This window comes from Dietzia sp. CQ4 (assembly GCF_014145125.1).
GTDB classification, from domain to species: domain Bacteria; phylum Actinomycetota; class Actinomycetes; order Mycobacteriales; family Mycobacteriaceae; genus Dietzia; species Dietzia natronolimnaea.
The window spans coordinates 1-15,157 of sequence record NZ_JAALDZ010000177.1 but is presented as its reverse complement, the minus strand read 5'-3'; the positions used below and the strand labels follow the sequence as shown (position 1 = coordinate 15,157).

Below are 15,157 nucleotides of genomic sequence, written 5' to 3'. Positions count from 1 at the left end.
CGCCCAGCGATCCGCAGATCCCCGTGAATCACCGGGGCTAGCGGGATCCCCAATCCCAGGGCATGGGGGCAGGCGATCACCAGCACGGTGATCGTGCGAACCACCGCCGCTTCCGGCATCCCGAGTGCACTCCAGATGGCGGCGGCGATCAGGGCCGCGCCGAGCGAACCAGAACAACCACCCAGCCGCGGTGTCGGCGATGCACTCGGCGCGGAAGGAGGGTGCCTGGGCGTCGGCCACCAGCTTCTGAATTCCGGCCAGGTCCGTGTCATCGCCGATTGCGGAGGCCTCGACGCGCAAGTCGGAGTCGGTGAACGCCACGGTGATCGCCAAGCCGGTAAAGCGCACGGTGAGGGCGCTGACCTGGGTGAGGATGTCGATGCAGTACTTCTCATCGGCGATCATCGAGACGCTGCGGGCCTGACCCTAGATGCGGCTCATGCGCCGGAGATAAGCCTGCTTGTCGCTGATGTACCCGTGCTGATGCTCGATGGGCACCTCATCGACAACGGGCGAGTTCTCCCGCCGCTGGCGGGTTCGCTCGGCAATCGAGCTCGCCGCGATGCACCAGGCGAGAACCCTTGCATTTAACAAGACGACCAGTCTAGTATTTGTTCATGGAGGCGATCGAGGTAGCAGTCCAATCGCGAGGGCGAGGTCGCCCGCGTAAGGATCAATCCCAGCCGGATGCCCCTCGTGCGCGCTTGCTTCGTCAGGGTGTGACCATTCTGACGGAGAAGGGGTTCAGTGCTGTGGGGATCGACGAGATTCTTGCTACGGCAGGGGTGCCGAAAGGATCCTTTTACCACTACTTCGACAGCAAGGAGGATTTTGGTCTGGCACTGCTCGATTATTACGACCAGCATTTCCTGCGAAAGTTGGACCGTTGGTTCTTGGATGAGGGTATGTCTCCACTGGATCGGTTTCGGGCATTCATCGCAGACGCGCGGGAGATTATGGAGCGCTTCGAGTTTCGGCGAAGTTGCCTAGTGGGCCACTTGGGCCAGGAGATGGGTGTGCTGCCGGAGTCGTTTCGTCACAGGCTGATCAAGGTTCTTGAGGGTTGGGAAGAGCGGACTGCCGGTTGCTTCCGAGCCGCACAGCAGGCTGGCGAGGTTCCTGTGAACATTGACTGTGAAAAAATGGCACGGTTCTTCTGGATTGGTTGGGAAGGTGCAGTATTGCGGGCCAGACTTGAGTGCGATCCCGTCGCATTGGATGTATTCTCTGAGGGGTTTCTGGAGATGCTCACTATGGAAAGCGTTGAGAGGAAGAAATGAGCGACAGCTTTAAGGCACTCCTAATCCAAGAAGGCGACAGTGGGCGGTCAGTAGGAGTAACCGATGTGCGTCGAGACGACTTGCCGGACGGGGATGTGACTGTTCGGGTCGCGTGTTCAACGTTGAATTACAAGGACGCTCTCGCCATCGCCGGAAAAGGCTCGGTGATACGTCAATTTCCGATGGTTCCGGGCATCGACTTCGCCGGCACTGTGGAGGAGTCGACGAATCCCGAGTTCACGCCCGGCGATCGTGTGGTGCTCAACGGCTGGGGCGTGGGTGAGCGCCGGTGGGGTGGGCTGGCTGAGTACGCGCGTGTGAAAGGTGAGTGGCTGGTCCCACTAGCGCCTAACCTCACATTCGAGAACGCCATGGGCGTCGGGACCGCCGGCTACACGGCAATGTTGTGCGTTATGGCCCTAGAGTGGCACGGAGTCACACCGGAGGCCGGAGAGATCCTGGTCACCGGCGCAGCCGGAGGGGTGGGGAGCATCGCCATCGCAATACTTGCCCGCCTCGGCTACGAAGTAGTGGCAGTCACCGGACGGCCCGCCGAATCCGACTACCTAACCCGTCTCGGTGCCAAGCGGATTTTGCCTCGGGCCGACTTTAGCGAGCCAGGGAAGCCGCTGGTTAAAGAACAGTGGGCTGGTGCGATCGACGTCGCTGGAGGCCAAGTGCTGGCCAACGTATGCTCCGGGATGAAATATCGTTCCGTGGTGGCGGCCTGCGGGCTGGCAGCCGGAATGGCTTTCCCGGCTACCGTGGCACCGTTCATCCTGCGTGGCGTCACGCTGGCTGGGATCGACAGTGTCATGTGCCCAATGAGCGAACGGCGCGAGGCGTGGCGGCGTCTGGCACGTGACCTTGATCCAGCGATTCTGGACTCCGTGACCGAGACAGTGTCCCTCGAGGAGTGCAGCTCCACAGCCGACGGCCTTCTAGCGGGAACTGTGCGTGGGCGCGTCATCGTCCCCATCGGCGACCACTAACGGGCTGCCCACCTGCTTTTTCGGTCTAGCCCTTGGAAAGTACTGGCGAGCCGATCGGGGCCTCCGACCTCGTCGCCATCTATGACCACCTAGCTTGTCGTTAGGTTCTGTGGTGTCGCTTTCGGCGCTCGACCGAGTACCATGAGTAATTCATAGGTCACCACATGTCGACACACGGTCCTCTCCATCGGCGGGCGTGAGAAGGTAGCAGATGGATACACCCCGTTCTTCAGTCTTCGACGCTCTAGCCGATCCCACTCGACGGGAAATTCTGCTGGTGTTGTCGGTCGGTGAGCTCTCTGTTGGTGATATCGCTGACCACATCAGTGGCCTTGGGCGAACCACGATCTCAAGTCACCTCCGTATCTTACGAATGGCTGGTCTCGTCAAGGAGCGGCGTGAAGGTCGCTACCGGCGCTACAGTGTCGACCCTGCACCAGCATTACAACTGGTGGAATTTATGACGCACGTTTACAAGGACAGCCTCCAGGAGTTGACGGCCGCCGCTGTTCCGGCGGAAGCGGATCGCGAGGCTGGGTCGCAGGCCGTATGAATTAAGGAGTCGTGATGGGCCAGATCATCATCGCCGACCGCGTCGTTCTGTCGGGCACCGTCTCGCAAGTTTTCGAACAGCTGATCTCCAGCGGACTGCCCCGCTGGCAGATCCCGCCACATTGTCGTCTGACCCTGGGGACCCCGGTCAGAATTCCCCTCACGCTGCCAGCGAATCTCGGTGGGCAAGCGGTGGAGATCTTGGGACGAGTGCAGCGCATCGACCCCGGCCGACGGATAGTCCTCCATCATCATCTTCCGTGGCAGGGACGGATGAGTGTGACCGTTGACTTTCACAGCCCCGAGCGCTCGAAGGTGAGCCTGCTTGTGGAGTTGAACGAAGAGATTGTCCGGTGGGCCCAGCACATGGTGGCTCCCACTGTTGAGGCTTCGACATCGCAGGCGTGGCGAGTGGGCCTGCTGACCAGCGCCAACGGGTCGGCGAGCATTTTCTCAGCCTCGGCGAGCAGTACCGCCATGATGGCCGTCGGGGAGATCAATGCCGATGGCGGAGTGGCTGGCCGCCCCTTAGAACTGCTCGTGGGCAACGACGGCACACACCCGGGTCTCGGTGCGGCAGAGCTGGTACGACTCGCCCAATCAGGGTGTCGGATCGTACTCGCCAACGTGACCTCCGGGGTATTCGCTGCGCTGCGCCCAGTGGCGCGTCGCCACGGAGTGCTCATCATCCATACGCCCGTCAACGAGGGGGGAGCGGTCGGGCCCGAACTGATCAGGTTGGGAGAACGGCCCGTGGCGCAGTCAAGGGCAGTCATACCTTCTCTGATGAGTGTGACCGGTGGCTCAAGGTTCTTCCTGGCCGGAAGTGACTATCGCTGGCCGCGCACTGCACACCGTGCGGTTCGAAAAGTCATCGAGCGGCACGGCGGGACGGTGGTCGGGGAGGCCTATCCGTTGCTTGGCACGGCTGATTACCGCCCGTTGGTATCCCTGATCCGTCGCAGCAACGCCGACCTGGTCATCTCCACGTTCATTGGCGCGGACGAGGTCGCCTTTGAACAGCAGATGTATCAAGCCGGTATGCGCGACCGGGTCGCGACATTCGCCATGGTGCTGGACGAGTCGACCATCGACTACATCGGGGCAGACGCGAGCGAGGGTATATGGTCCGCGTTCTCGTACTTCCATAATCTGGACACAGCAGAGAACCGCACGTTCAAGGCGCGCTACTACGCGCAGTTCGGAAGTGATGCGCCGTCCCCAACCAGCATGACTCAGGGCATATATGACGCGCTGCATCTGGTCGCTCGTGCCAGCGCGAAGTCGAACTCCTGGGACCCGGTGCTTATCGGTGAGACGCTGCGGGAGGGCGTGGAGTACATCGGACCGCGGGGCCGGATCGTCTCAAGTTGGCGTGGATTGCAGCAACCCCTCTACATAGCGCAGTCGCTCAACGGCATGTTGTCCCCGGTCGACCAGTTTCTGATGCCCGACCAGAAGTGATCGCCTCCGATTCCGATGGGCGCCTTGTCACGGACGGAATCGGAGGCGCTCCTTCTCAGGCCCGGCTGCGTAGGTCGAACTTCATCACCTTTCCTGTCGGGGTTCGCGGCAGGTCGTCCACGAACACGATGTCGCGAGGCACCTTGTAGCCGGCCAGCAGGGTGCGTGCGTGTGTCAGGAGATCGGCGGGTTCAACGCTTCTGGACGGGTGAACTAATACGTAGGCGCGAGGCCTCTCACCCCAGCGCTCGTCCGGTACACCCACCACGGCGACGTCCAGAACCGCGTCGTGACTCACCAGGGCCTGCTCCACCTCCACTGTGGAGATGTTCTCGCCCCCGGAGATAATGATGTCTTTGGCGCGGTCGCGGAGTTGGATGTACCCGTCGGGGTGCATGACTCCCAGGTCGCCGGTGTGGAACCAGCCGCCGGAAAACGCTGCCTCGGTGGCCTCCGGATCGCGGAAGTATCCAGCCATGATGTTGTTTCCCCGCAGGACGATCTCGCCCATAGACGCCCCGTCGTTGGGTACGTCAGTCAACGGGAGTTGATCGCGGACGACGACGCGCGCGTTCTCCGCCTGCATCATGCCGACACCCTGACGGGAGAGCTGGAACGCGCGTTCGGCGGGAGAAAGCTCCCTCCAGGCGTCTTGGGGCTCGCAGATCGTAAATGGGCCGTACGACTCGGTGAGGCCGTAGACATGGACCACCGTGACGCCGATCTCCTCGAGTTGGCCGATGATCGTCGGCGACGGCGGGGCTCCGGCGGTGGTGATGCGCAGAGGTCGATCGAGCTGGTGTGCGAGCTCCGAGCCCACGATGGTGGTGCACACGGTCGGGGCGCCGCACATGTGGGTGGCCCCGAGGTCGTCGATCGCGTGCCACACGGCTTCGGCACGCACAGCCCGCAGGCACAGATGGGTGCCGGCGGCCTGGGTCACCGCCCACGGGGTGCACCAGCCGTTGCAGTGGAACATCGGCAGCGTCCAGAGATAACGGGTGGTGCCGGTGAAGTTATTGTGGAACGTACCGCCCACGGAGTTGAGGTACGCACCGCGGTGGGTGAACATGACGCCCTTGGGTTTGCCGGTGGTGCCAGAGGTGTAATTGATCGAGATGACGTCGTTCTCGTCACCGACCGTCCACGGCAGCGGATCTGCGACGGGAGTATCGAGGGCGAGGAACTCCGCGTAATCCATCTGGGAGGGTAAAGGATCGAACTCAGCGTGGGGTGCTGGGCCGAACTCGGCGTCGGTGATTTCCACGAGCGTCGTCAGCGTCGAGGCCGCCGTGGACACCGTCTCGCGGAACTCAGCATCGTAGAAGAGGATTTCGGCCCCGGCGTGGTCAAGAATGTAGCTCAGTTCGGGTCCGGCAAGCCGCGAGTTGAGTGCCACCAGCACACCGCCGGCCAAGGGCACGGCGAAGTGGGCGACGAGCATCTCGGGAATGTTTGGGGTCAGGTATGCCACTCGATCGCCGTGCTCGATCCGGGTCTTGAGGACTCGAGCGACGCGTTGCACTTCCTCGGCTAGGTCGGCGTAGCTCAGCCGACGTTCACCGTAGACGACGGCGTCGCGGTCGCCGAAAACCATGGAGGATCGCTCGAGAAATCGCAGCGGAGTCAATTGTGAATGGTTCGGCGCGAGAGACGCGGTCACTGTGCTCTTCTTTCTTGGGGAGACAGAAAAACTGTCGGTGGGCGGCAGGTATTCCGGGGACACGGGACGATGGCATGAGATCGCCCCTGCGCCCCTAGTCGTTCAGCCATGGGTTTCCTCGCAATTCGAGTTGCGATATATCGACAGAGGGCTCAACTGATGAGGGTGGGACCAGCTCGTACCGTTCAAGGGCTTTCCGCAGAATCTCCGCGGCATCGATGTTTGTCGGACCCGAGGTCCACATGAGGTAGGGCAGATTGACGAATCGGCGCTCGCGAACTGCGTCGAGTTCCCTGGTGGCGGGATTCGATTCGAGCTCGGCGACTTTGTCTTCGAACGTCTGGGGCGGGTAGTCCACGAAGAAGATGACGTCGGGTTCCGACGCGGCGATGCGCTCCCAGCTCACCTGGGTCCACGTGTCATCGAGATCCGAGGCGATGTTGTGAGCCCCAGATGCGTCCATGATGGCCTGCGGGCCGCCGAACCGCCCCGAGGTAAATACCGTGTCGGTGAAGGTATCGAACAACAGGGCGTTCACCTGGTCTTGTGAACGAGGCGCGTCCTGCAATGCCTCAAGCCGCCCGTCCAGGTCGGTCACGGCCTGTGCGGCCGTGTCGTCGCGACCAGTAAGCGCTCCGAGGTTTCGCAGATCAGTGCGCAGGGCGTCCCACGCATCCATGATGCCGCGCTCGCCATCCGGCCCCGAGCGACAGCTTTCGGTGAGGACGTAGGAGGCGATGTCATATCGGCTCAACGCTTCCGGCGTGAGTCCGGTGGATTCCCGGAACCCGTAGTCCCAGCCCGCGAAGATCAGATCGGGATCTGCGGCGATGACGGTCTCCAAAGACGGAGAGGAAGCGGCGACCTCGTTGAGCGACTCGAAATCGTCACCATGACGCCAGCGGAGTACCTCCTGGTGCCGACTGGCGTCGGTCACCGCGGTGATCTGATCACCGGCACCAAGAGTGAGCACCAGGTCGATCATGTTCCCATCGTTGACGACCATGCGCTCTACTGGCGTGGTGTACGCGACTTCCTGTCCGCAATTCGTCAGCGTGACCGCTTGGGAGGACACGGTGGCCGTATCCCCTCCTTCTTGGGATGGGCCGGAACAACCGGATAAGGACAGGGCCGCAGCCAGTCCAAGGACCACGACGGTAGTGGGCGCTGTGCGCTCGACTGGTGAAGTCATGGACTGACTCCCTCTCTGACGAAATCGGTGATGAGTAGGTGCGGCTGCCCGGTCGCGGCATGGGATACCTGGGTGGAATGGACGTTGAACACGTCGCGGACGAGGTCGGGCTGGAGGACTGCCGTGGGCGTCCCGACAGCGCGGACGCGTCCGGAATCCAGGACGACGACCCGATCGAAATGCCGCAGGACGAGGTCGAGTTCGTGCATCGCCGCGACGACCGTGCACGGGATACCGTCTAGAATGCTCATGAACCGGAGCCGCCAGGCGGCATCAAGGTGGTTTGTGGGCTCGTCGAGCATGAGCAGACACGCGCGCTGTGCCAGACCACGCGCCAGCATCACCCGGTGGCGTTGCCCGCCGGAAAGAGCGCTGGCACTCACGTTCTCTATGCCGGGAAGCCCTACCTGCGCGAGTGATTCCGCAATGATCTGCTGCTCGGCCGTGCCGCCGGCAGACCACGGACGCCGGTGCGGAGTCCGGCCCAGTGCGACGACCTCACCGGCCGTCAACTCCGCCGAGGGTGCCTCCTCCTGACCGACGACGGCGAGAATCCGTGCCCGCCGGCGCGTGGAGATCCCGTGAATCGCTTGGCCGACCGGTGTCGAGTCCGGCTCGTCATGGGTCGCGGTGATGCGCACGGCACCGGTGACGACCGGGTGAAGGCCGGACATTGTGCGCAGCAGTGTGGACTTGCCGGCGCCGTTCGCGCCGACAATGGCGGTGCGACTGCCCGGCGGAACGGTGAACGAGACGGTTTTGAGAATCTGACGGTCACCGATCTGGCAGGTCACGTCCTCGACAGCGAGTCCGAGATGGGTCATCGCTCACTCCCGAAGGAGTAGCGACGCCGACCGAGCAGGAGCAGGAACACGGGGGCGCCGATGATCCCGGTGACGACTCCCAGTGGCATCTCCTGCGGTGCTGCGACGACTCTCGACAAGACGTCCACCCAGAGTAGGAAGAGCCCGCCGGAGAGTGCGGCCACCGGCAACAGCCTGCGGTGGCTCCCACCGACGAGCAACCGTGCCGCATGAGGGATGATCAGTCCCACGAAACCGATCCCCCCGGCCGCCGCCACCAGCAGTCCCACCAAGACTCCCTGCAGGACGAACAACCCTGTACGCACTGCTCCGACCGGCACGCCCAGCGAACTCGCGGCGTCGTCACCAGAGACCAGAGCATCGAGCCATCCGTGCACCGCGAGCATCGCGGATAAGGCGACCACGGTCGCCACAGCGGGGACGAGTAGACCGCTGAACTGTGCGCGGGCCACGGAGCCGAGCATCCAGAACATCACCTGCTCTGCAGCGCGGGGTTGGTCTGACACGAACACCAGAAACGATGCCAATGCCGCGAACCCGGCAGAGAGCACAACCCCGGACAGGACCAACCTGATCGGGGTGAGCCCTCCCTGCGCCCGTGCCACCGCGTACACGGTGAAAGACGCCGCAAGGGCTCCAGTGAGAGCTCCCACCTGCAGCGCGGATGCCCCGAATCCGGCAAATGCTCCGATCGTGAGTGCGGCGGCCGCGCCCGCTGACGCGCCTGCCGACACTCCGAGGAGGTATGGATCGGCGAGCGGATTGCGGACGAGGGTCTGCATCGAGACACCGGATATCGCCAGTCCTGCGCCGACGGTCACCGCGAGGAGAGCTCGCGGGAGTCGGAGGTCCCAGACGATGATGTCGCGTGAGTCCCCGAGAGGTTGCCCGGAGAGGCGGCCTCGAACGGCTTCCCAGACCTCGCCGACCGGTACCCGCTCGGCGCCGAAGGCCAGTGACATGACGACGCTGGCGATTAGGACGAGTGCCATGACTGTCAGAAGAGGCGCAAGCGGTAGACGGAATGCACACCTGCGGCTCGCGGGCAGGGGGTCGGGAGGAGGGCGGTGCCTTCCGCCGGGCGCACCGTGCGTACTGGTATCCCCGACGCGATGGGACAGGTCGGCAACGGGGCCGCGGCCCCCGTTGCCGGTTTCGACGGCGATACGACGCCCGCTAGGAACCACGGGGGCAGGATTCATGTCTTTCGCCTTCCCCTCGAGTGCGTGCGGGGCCAGCGGCGTCGTCGCTCGGCTAGCCGTTCCCCACCGACAGGTGGTGTGGTGTGGAGCACAGTTGGCTCGCTGAGATGCGACTGTACCAAGATCCACTGATATGTCGATATCTATTGACAGATGGGTTTCGGTGACTCACGATTGTGTCGGGCGCCACACCATGTGGCGCACAGATTCATGGGGAACGGAGAACCATGGCCCGAACACTGAGTGAGACCGCACTCGAGCACGGCCTCGCACTTGCCCGTCTAGACCTGCCCAAAGACCGATACGCGCCGGTGGCTGCGGCAGCAGAAATGGTTCTGGGGTTCGCTGACGCACTCGATGCGATTCCGTTGGACGAGGTTCCGATGGCGACCGCATTCGACGCGAGATGGGAGTAGGGATGTCCCTGGACAAGATGACGCTCTCGCAGGTCGCGACAAAGCTCCGCGAGAGGGAGATATCGCCGGTTGAGCTGACCGAGGCGGTGCTTTCCCGGATCGACGAGATCGAGCCGAAGGTTTGCGCCTTCGCCACCGTCACCGCGGAGATGGCAATGCGGTCCGCGCAGATCGCCACCGAAGAGATCGCAGCTGGGAAGTACCGCGGCGCTCTCCACGGGGTCCCCATCGGGATCAAGGACATCTACGAGGTGGCCGGCATTCCCAATACCGCCAGTTCCAAGGTCCGGGCCGACTACATCCCCGAGCGAGACTCGGCGGTGACCGAAAAGCTCGCCGCCAGCGGAGCGGTGATGGTCGGCAAGACGCACACTCACGAGTTCGCTTACGGGACCATCACCCCCACCACGCGCAACCCGTGGGACACCTCGCGGACAGCCGGCGGTTCCAGTGGGGGGACAGCCGCCGCGCTCGCCGCCGGGCTGATCTTCGGAGGAATGGGCACCGATACCGGCGGCTCCATCCGGATCCCCTCGGCCGTCTGCGGCACGGTCGGTCTTAAGCCCACGTATGGGCGAGTCTCGCGCCGCGGGGTCACCTCGCTGTCGTGGTCGCTGGATCATGCGGGTCCGATGACCCGGACGACGGCGGATGCGGCCATCATGCTGAACCACATTGCGGGCTACGACCGGTTCGACCCTGCGACCGTGGACGTTCCAGTGCCGGACTACACGACCGGCCTGACCGGGGGCATCCGGGGTCTGCGGATTGGTGTGCCCACCAACTACTTCACCGAGAACGTGCACCCCGAGGTCACCGCTGCGGCCGAGGCGGCCGTGGCCGAGTTGGCTGCTCTCGGCGCCGTGGTGCGGGAAGTGGAGATTCCGATGGCAGAAGCCATCGGGCCGACCGAGTGGGGACTTCTGGTCCCAGAGGCGACGGCCTATCACCAGACGATGTTGAGGGAGCGCGCGGATCTGTACACCGATGAGACCCGGACGTTTCTTGAGGCGGGCGAACTCGTACCGGCCACCGACTACATCAAGGCCCTCCGGGTACGCACGCTGATCCAGGCAGCCTTCAGGGACCTCTACCGGGACATCGACGTGCTGGTGGCGCCAACGGTCACCTCACCCGCACTTCGGCTGGACGATCCCGAGGTCACCTGGCCGGGCGGTCTCGTCGAAGGGGGGACGATCACCTATGTCCGCTTCAGCGCACCGGCGAACGTCACCGGACTCCCGGCGCTCTCGGTGCCCTCCGGAATGACCGCCGAGGGGCTGCCCACGGGGATCCAGATCATCGGTCGCCCGTTTGACGAAGCAACGGTTCTGAAAGTCGGCCACGCCTACGAAGAATGCACGGACTGGCCACGCCTGGCACCGCTATGAGTAGCCCGATATGAGGAGGAGAAAGAAATGAATGGAGTATTCGACCTCGGTGGAACTGACGGGATGGGTGCGGTAAACCCGCCCGACCACGAACCCGTCTTTCACGCCGAATGGGAGAAGGCCGCCCTGACGATGCTCCCGGCGGCGTTCCGTGCCGGGTGGCTCGGTCTCGATCAATTCCGTCACGGCATCGAGAAGATGGACCCCACCGTCTACTTAAACACCCCGTACTACAAGCACTGGGTCGCGACGTTTGAGTACCACGGTGCGCGCACGGGAAACCTCGACATCGATGAGCTCGACAGGCGCACCCAGTACTACCTCGAGAACCCGGATGCTCCGCTGCCCGAGCATTCGGCGAACCAGGAGTTGATCGACTTCATCAACGCCGTTGTCCCGGCGGGCGCACCGGCGGCTCGACCGGCCAGCCAGGAACCTCGTTTCAAGGTTGGAGATGTTGTTCGTATGAGCAGTGACGTCCCTTTCGGGCATACGCGTATCGCCGGGTACGTCCGGGGAAAGGTCGGCACAGTGATCGCTCACCACGGCGCGTTCATCTACCCCGACAGCGCTGGGAACAACTTGGGCGAAGACCCGCAACACGTGTACACCCTCAAATTCGACGCACGCGAGCTATGGGGTGACCAGTACGCCGAGCCCAACACGACGACCACCTTCGATGCGTGGGATCCCTACCTGTCAATGGCCAACACGAGACAAGGAAGCGCAGCATGACTAACAAGATTCCGACTCAAGAAGAAATCGCAGCCCGGGTCAAAGCCCTGGAATCGATGCTCATCGAGCAGAACATCATGAGCAGCGCCATGGTCGATCGCATGGTGGAGATTTACGAGGAAGAGGTCGGTCCGAAACTCGGGGCCAAGGTCATCGCCAAGGCCTGGACGGATCCCGAGTTTAAGGCTCGTCTGCTGGAGGACGCCACCGAAGCTTGCAAGGAACTCGGAATCAGCGGACTGCAGGGTGAGGACATGGTCGTCTTGGAAGATACGGACGAGGTCCACCACGCGATCGTCTGCACGTTGTGTTCGTGCTATCCGTGGCCGGTTCTGGGGCTGCCGCCCAACTGGTACAAGGAACCCGCCTACCGGTCTCGCATGGTGCGCGAGCCCCGTGCCCTGCTGGCCGAGGAGTTCAACTACGAAATCCCGGAATCGACCGAGATCCGCGTCTGGGACACGAGTTCGGAGATGCGCTACTGGGTCATGCCCCAGCGTCCGGAAGGCACGGATGGATGGAGCGAAGAGCAACTCGCCGAGCTGGTCACCCGTGACTCGATGATCGGCGTCGGCCCGGTCAGCACGCCGGCCTGAGAGGACTTGTCATGCCAACTGCACCTACGACTGCAGAGCGACTCGAGGTCGAGAAGCTGGTCTGCGACCTCCCCGGACGCCGCCGTGCAGACGCCGCGTTCACCCATCCGTGGGAGATACGGGCGTTCGCGCTCGCGGTCACCGCGCACAAAGAGGGCCGGATCCAGTGGGATGACTTCCAAGCTGCTCTGGCCGACTCGATCAAGCGGTGGGAGGACAGCGTCGACGATCTCGGCGACTCGTCTTGGTCGTACTACCACCACTGGGTCGACGCCCTGGAACGGGTTCTCAAGGAGAATCTTGACCGGAATGACCTTGACGACAAGACCCGGGAGGTGCTTGACACACCCGCCAACCGCAACCACCACAAGGCGGTCCTCGAGCCGATCGCCATCGATCCCGGCCGTCCTTAGCAACGGCCTGAGCGGTAGTGATCTGCCGTTCGCCACGTGAGAAACGAGCGATGCCGGGGCCTCAGAACGGGGGCCTCGGCATCACTGCAATGCGGCGGGAATGGAAGAAGAGACACTCATGCACACCACTTCAGTCTGGATTCTGGCGTGCGGTTCCCGAAAGCCGGAGGCGGCGATAGCGAGGATCCGGGGCATAGAGGTATTCGTTCAGATGGCACACGATGCCGGCCAGGAGTCCGGTGGGATTCGGTTTCGCCTAGGAGCTCGGCGGTGGCCATCCGTCGAGCCCAGTCGAGGCGGTCTACCGAGACAGCAAGATCGGGGAGATCTACGAGGGGGCGGACTTCCCGGTTCGGGTTCCGGATTGTCCTGACGGTGCCTTTGCACCCAGTTGCCCAGCGTGCCGGGGTTGATCTCCAGCTCCCCGGCGACCTTGGCGATCGAGCGGTCGGACTGGATAACCAGCTGCACCGCCTCAGCCTCGAACTGCGGGCTGAACTTCCGACGTGATCGTGGTGCCATGATCTTGATCCTCTCGCATCAAGCGGCTGTCCAAGATCCTTGGTACACCCCACTATGAAGGCCATGCTCGTGCACGGGTCAGACGAGCTGCGTCGCGAGACTAGCCGCAAGACACAGATAATGCTCGCTCGTCACCTGGCCGCGTTGCGCTCACGAGAACTGGAGAGCCCTGATGATGCACTCCGCCATTCGCTGCGTTCCCTGGCTCGCCGCTGGCAGCAGCTCGACATCGAGGTCAAGGAACTCTCGGCGATGATCGAGCAGCTCGTCACCCGTACCGCCCCGCAGCTGCTGGAGCAGTTCGGGATCGGTGTCGACACCGCTGCAGAGATTCTCATCGTCGTCGGCGACAACCCTGAGCGCATTCGGTCCGAGGCTGCCTTTGCCAAGCTCGCCGGAATCAGTCCCGTCCCGACGGGCTCAGGGATGACCAGTGGGAGGCACCGCATCAACCACGGCGGGCACCGCCAACTCAACGCCGCGATATACCGCACCGTCATTGTCCGAATGCGCTTCCACGAACCGACCATCGCCTACGTCGCTCGTAGAACCGCCGAAGGCAAGAGCAAACGCGAGATCATCCGATGCCTCAAGCGGTACGTCATCCGCGAGGTCTACCACCTCGTCAAAATCGACCCCTCAACCAGCGAAATCCGGAGTTGACAACTATAGGAGCGTCAACGCGGCCATGGAGAGCTTCTTTTCACTGCTACAGAACAACGTCCTCGACCGCCGATCCTGGGCCACCAGAGACGAGCTCCGGGCCGCCATCGTGCACTGGATCGAACGCACCTACCACCGCCGCAGACGACAAGACCGCCTCGGCAGATTGACCCCCATCGAATTCGAGACCATCATCAACCACGAGGCCCCTCAGGCCGCGTGACTAACCGTGTCACCTATCCGTGCATCAGCCCCGTTGTCTCTCGCGATCCGCTTCATCGCCTCCAGCCTCTGACCTGCCGCGCTGATTTCGGACAGCGGAGTAGATGATTTCTCTACGCTGCCGTTGCCGGCTGGATGTCAGCGTAGTGCACCTCGTTCGGCCGCTTGTAGCCGAGCGCTGAATGGCGCCGTCGGGTGTTGTAGAACCCCTCGATGTAGTTGATGACATCGCGTCTGGCCTGCCTCTTCGTGGCGTAAACAGTGCGATGCACGCGTTCGTTCTTCAGCGCCGAGAAAAACGATTCGGCCATCGCGTTATCCCAGCACACGCCCGTTCTGCCCATCGAGGAACGCATCCCCAGATCCTTGACCAGCTTGCGGTAGTCGCCCGAGGTATAGACGCTGCCGCGGTCCGAATGGAAAATCGCCATCGGTTCGATCACCGTCGTCGCGGCGGCGTTCTTCAAAGCGGTCTCGACCAGCTCGGTGCGCATGTGATCGGCGATCGACCAGCCCACCACTTTCTTGGAGTAGCAGTCGATCACGGTGGCCAGATAGACGAATCCCTGCCAGGTGTGGATGTACGTAATATCTCCGACGAACTTGACCCCAGCGCGATCGGCGGTGAAGTCGCGTTCGACCAGGTCAGGCATGTCGGCCGCCGCGTCGTCATCGGCTTCGGTCGTCACCCGAAATGGTCTCGGTTGGCAGGCCACCAGGCCTTCGGAGCACATGATCTGACGCACCAACTCCGGGGAGCACTCGGTGCCCTCGTCGACCAGGTCGGCGTGGAAGTAGTGCCCCATAGAGTGGTGTAACTCGGTGGCCGAGCCCACTACGAATCCGTGTTGTGCACGGATGTAGAGCGGCCACCGTGTGATCCTTCGAGTCAACCGTCTAAAGAATCCTCGAACGGAGTCATCACGATGACCGCACCTCATATTGTCGACCCTGCAGGCCTGCTTGGCCAAGCCCTCGCCGATGCATCACCGGATCTGATGCGCGAGCTGCTGCAGACCATGATCAACGC

14 protein-coding genes and 3 pseudogenes are annotated in these 15,157 nt (G+C 63.0%); 10 read left to right on the top strand and 7 right to left on the bottom strand.

Annotation, left to right across the window (positions count from 1 at the left end):
* Together G6031_RS11000 and G6031_RS18910 are read right to left on the bottom strand one after the other, a co-directional pair.
* Nucleotides 1–333: pseudogene (locus G6031_RS11000) on the bottom strand (heavy metal translocating P-type ATPase); the annotation flags it as partial.
* Nucleotides 334–426: 93 nt separating this feature from the next.
* Nucleotides 427–594 (bottom strand): hypothetical protein, encoded by a 168-nt coding sequence (locus G6031_RS18910; RefSeq protein WP_241737305.1) that lies wholly within the window; start codon nucleotides 592–594, stop codon nucleotides 427–429.
* A gap of 23 nt (nucleotides 595–617) precedes the next feature.
* On the opposite strand from G6031_RS18910, the gene G6031_RS10990 reads away from it, so the two are divergent.
* The 4 genes from G6031_RS10990 to G6031_RS10975 all read left to right on the top strand — a co-directional run bounded on the left by G6031_RS10990 (nucleotide 618) and on the right by G6031_RS10975 (nucleotide 4,288).
* Nucleotides 618–1,280 (top strand): TetR/AcrR family transcriptional regulator, encoded by a 663-nt coding sequence (locus G6031_RS10990; RefSeq protein ID WP_182653272.1) that lies wholly within the window; start codon nucleotides 618–620, stop codon nucleotides 1,278–1,280.
* Nucleotides 1,277–2,272, top strand: coding sequence for an MDR family oxidoreductase (locus G6031_RS10985; RefSeq protein ID WP_182653271.1), 996 nt, complete (start codon nucleotides 1,277–1,279; stop codon nucleotides 2,270–2,272). Before G6031_RS10990 ends, G6031_RS10985 begins: the two co-directional genes overlap by 4 nt.
* A gap of 211 nt (nucleotides 2,273–2,483) precedes the next feature.
* Nucleotides 2,484–2,825, top strand: a complete 342-nt coding sequence (locus tag G6031_RS10980) for a metalloregulator ArsR/SmtB family transcription factor (RefSeq protein WP_182653270.1) — start codon at nucleotides 2,484–2,486, stop codon at nucleotides 2,823–2,825.
* 14 nt (nucleotides 2,826–2,839) lie between these two features.
* Entirely contained in the window at nucleotides 2,840–4,288 is a 1,449-nt protein-coding gene (locus tag G6031_RS10975; RefSeq protein ID WP_182653269.1) for a substrate-binding protein, read from the top strand.
* Nucleotides 4,289–4,343: 55 nt separating this feature from the next.
* Here the strand turns inward: G6031_RS10975 and G6031_RS10970 are convergent, their stop codons facing one another.
* The 4 genes from G6031_RS10970 to G6031_RS10955 all read right to left on the bottom strand — a co-directional run bounded on the left by G6031_RS10970 (nucleotide 4,344) and on the right by G6031_RS10955 (nucleotide 8,959).
* Nucleotides 4,344–5,951: an AMP-binding protein gene (locus tag G6031_RS10970; RefSeq protein WP_347238483.1), complete on the bottom strand. Its 1,608-nt coding sequence runs from the start codon at nucleotides 5,949–5,951 to the stop codon at nucleotides 4,344–4,346.
* Between the two features lie 94 nt (nucleotides 5,952–6,045).
* Nucleotides 6,046–7,026 carry an ABC transporter substrate-binding protein gene (locus tag G6031_RS10965; RefSeq protein WP_347238482.1) on the bottom strand — a complete coding sequence of 327 codons (981 nt, stop codon included), beginning with the start codon at nucleotides 7,024–7,026 and terminating at the stop codon, nucleotides 6,046–6,048.
* 113 nt (nucleotides 7,027–7,139) lie between these two features.
* Nucleotides 7,140–7,937, bottom strand: coding sequence for an ABC transporter ATP-binding protein (locus tag G6031_RS10960; protein ID WP_347238481.1), 798 nt, complete (start codon nucleotides 7,935–7,937; stop codon nucleotides 7,140–7,142).
* 26 nt (nucleotides 7,938–7,963) lie between these two features.
* On the bottom strand, nucleotides 7,964–8,959 hold the full coding sequence (locus tag G6031_RS10955; RefSeq protein WP_241737304.1) for an iron ABC transporter permease: 996 nt from the start codon (nucleotides 8,957–8,959) through the stop codon (nucleotides 7,964–7,966).
* 628 nt (nucleotides 8,960–9,587) lie between these two features.
* Here G6031_RS10955 and G6031_RS10950 point away from each other — a divergent pair.
* From G6031_RS10950 to G6031_RS10920, 6 genes and pseudogenes are all read left to right on the top strand, one after another.
* On the top strand, nucleotides 9,588–10,976 hold the full coding sequence (locus G6031_RS10950; protein WP_182653265.1) for an amidase: 1,389 nt from the start codon (nucleotides 9,588–9,590) through the stop codon (nucleotides 10,974–10,976).
* Nucleotides 10,977–11,003: 27 nt separating this feature from the next.
* On the top strand, nucleotides 11,004–11,711 hold the full coding sequence (gene nthB / locus G6031_RS10945; RefSeq protein WP_182653264.1) for a nitrile hydratase subunit beta: 708 nt from the start codon (nucleotides 11,004–11,006) through the stop codon (nucleotides 11,709–11,711).
* Nucleotides 11,708–12,307 (top strand): nitrile hydratase subunit alpha, encoded by a 600-nt coding sequence (nthA, locus tag G6031_RS10940; protein ID WP_182653263.1) that lies wholly within the window; start codon nucleotides 11,708–11,710, stop codon nucleotides 12,305–12,307. Before nthB ends, nthA begins: the two co-directional genes overlap by 4 nt.
* Nucleotides 12,308–12,318: 11 nt before the next feature.
* A complete protein-coding gene (locus G6031_RS10935; RefSeq protein WP_182653262.1) occupies nucleotides 12,319–12,720 on the top strand; it encodes a nitrile hydratase accessory protein in 402 nt (133 codons plus the stop codon).
* A gap of 585 nt (nucleotides 12,721–13,305) precedes the next feature.
* Nucleotides 13,306–13,905, top strand: a complete 600-nt coding sequence (locus G6031_RS10925; RefSeq protein ID WP_206682159.1) for a transposase — start codon at nucleotides 13,306–13,308, stop codon at nucleotides 13,903–13,905.
* 16 nt (nucleotides 13,906–13,921) lie between these two features.
* Nucleotides 13,922–14,128 (top strand): annotated as a pseudogene (locus G6031_RS10920) (IS3 family transposase); the annotation flags it as partial.
* Between the two features lie 112 nt (nucleotides 14,129–14,240).
* Here the strand turns inward: G6031_RS10920 and G6031_RS10915 are convergent.
* Nucleotides 14,241–14,918 (bottom strand): annotated as a pseudogene (locus G6031_RS10915) (IS3 family transposase); the annotation flags it as partial.
* Between the last annotated feature and the right edge of the window lie 239 nt (nucleotides 14,919–15,157).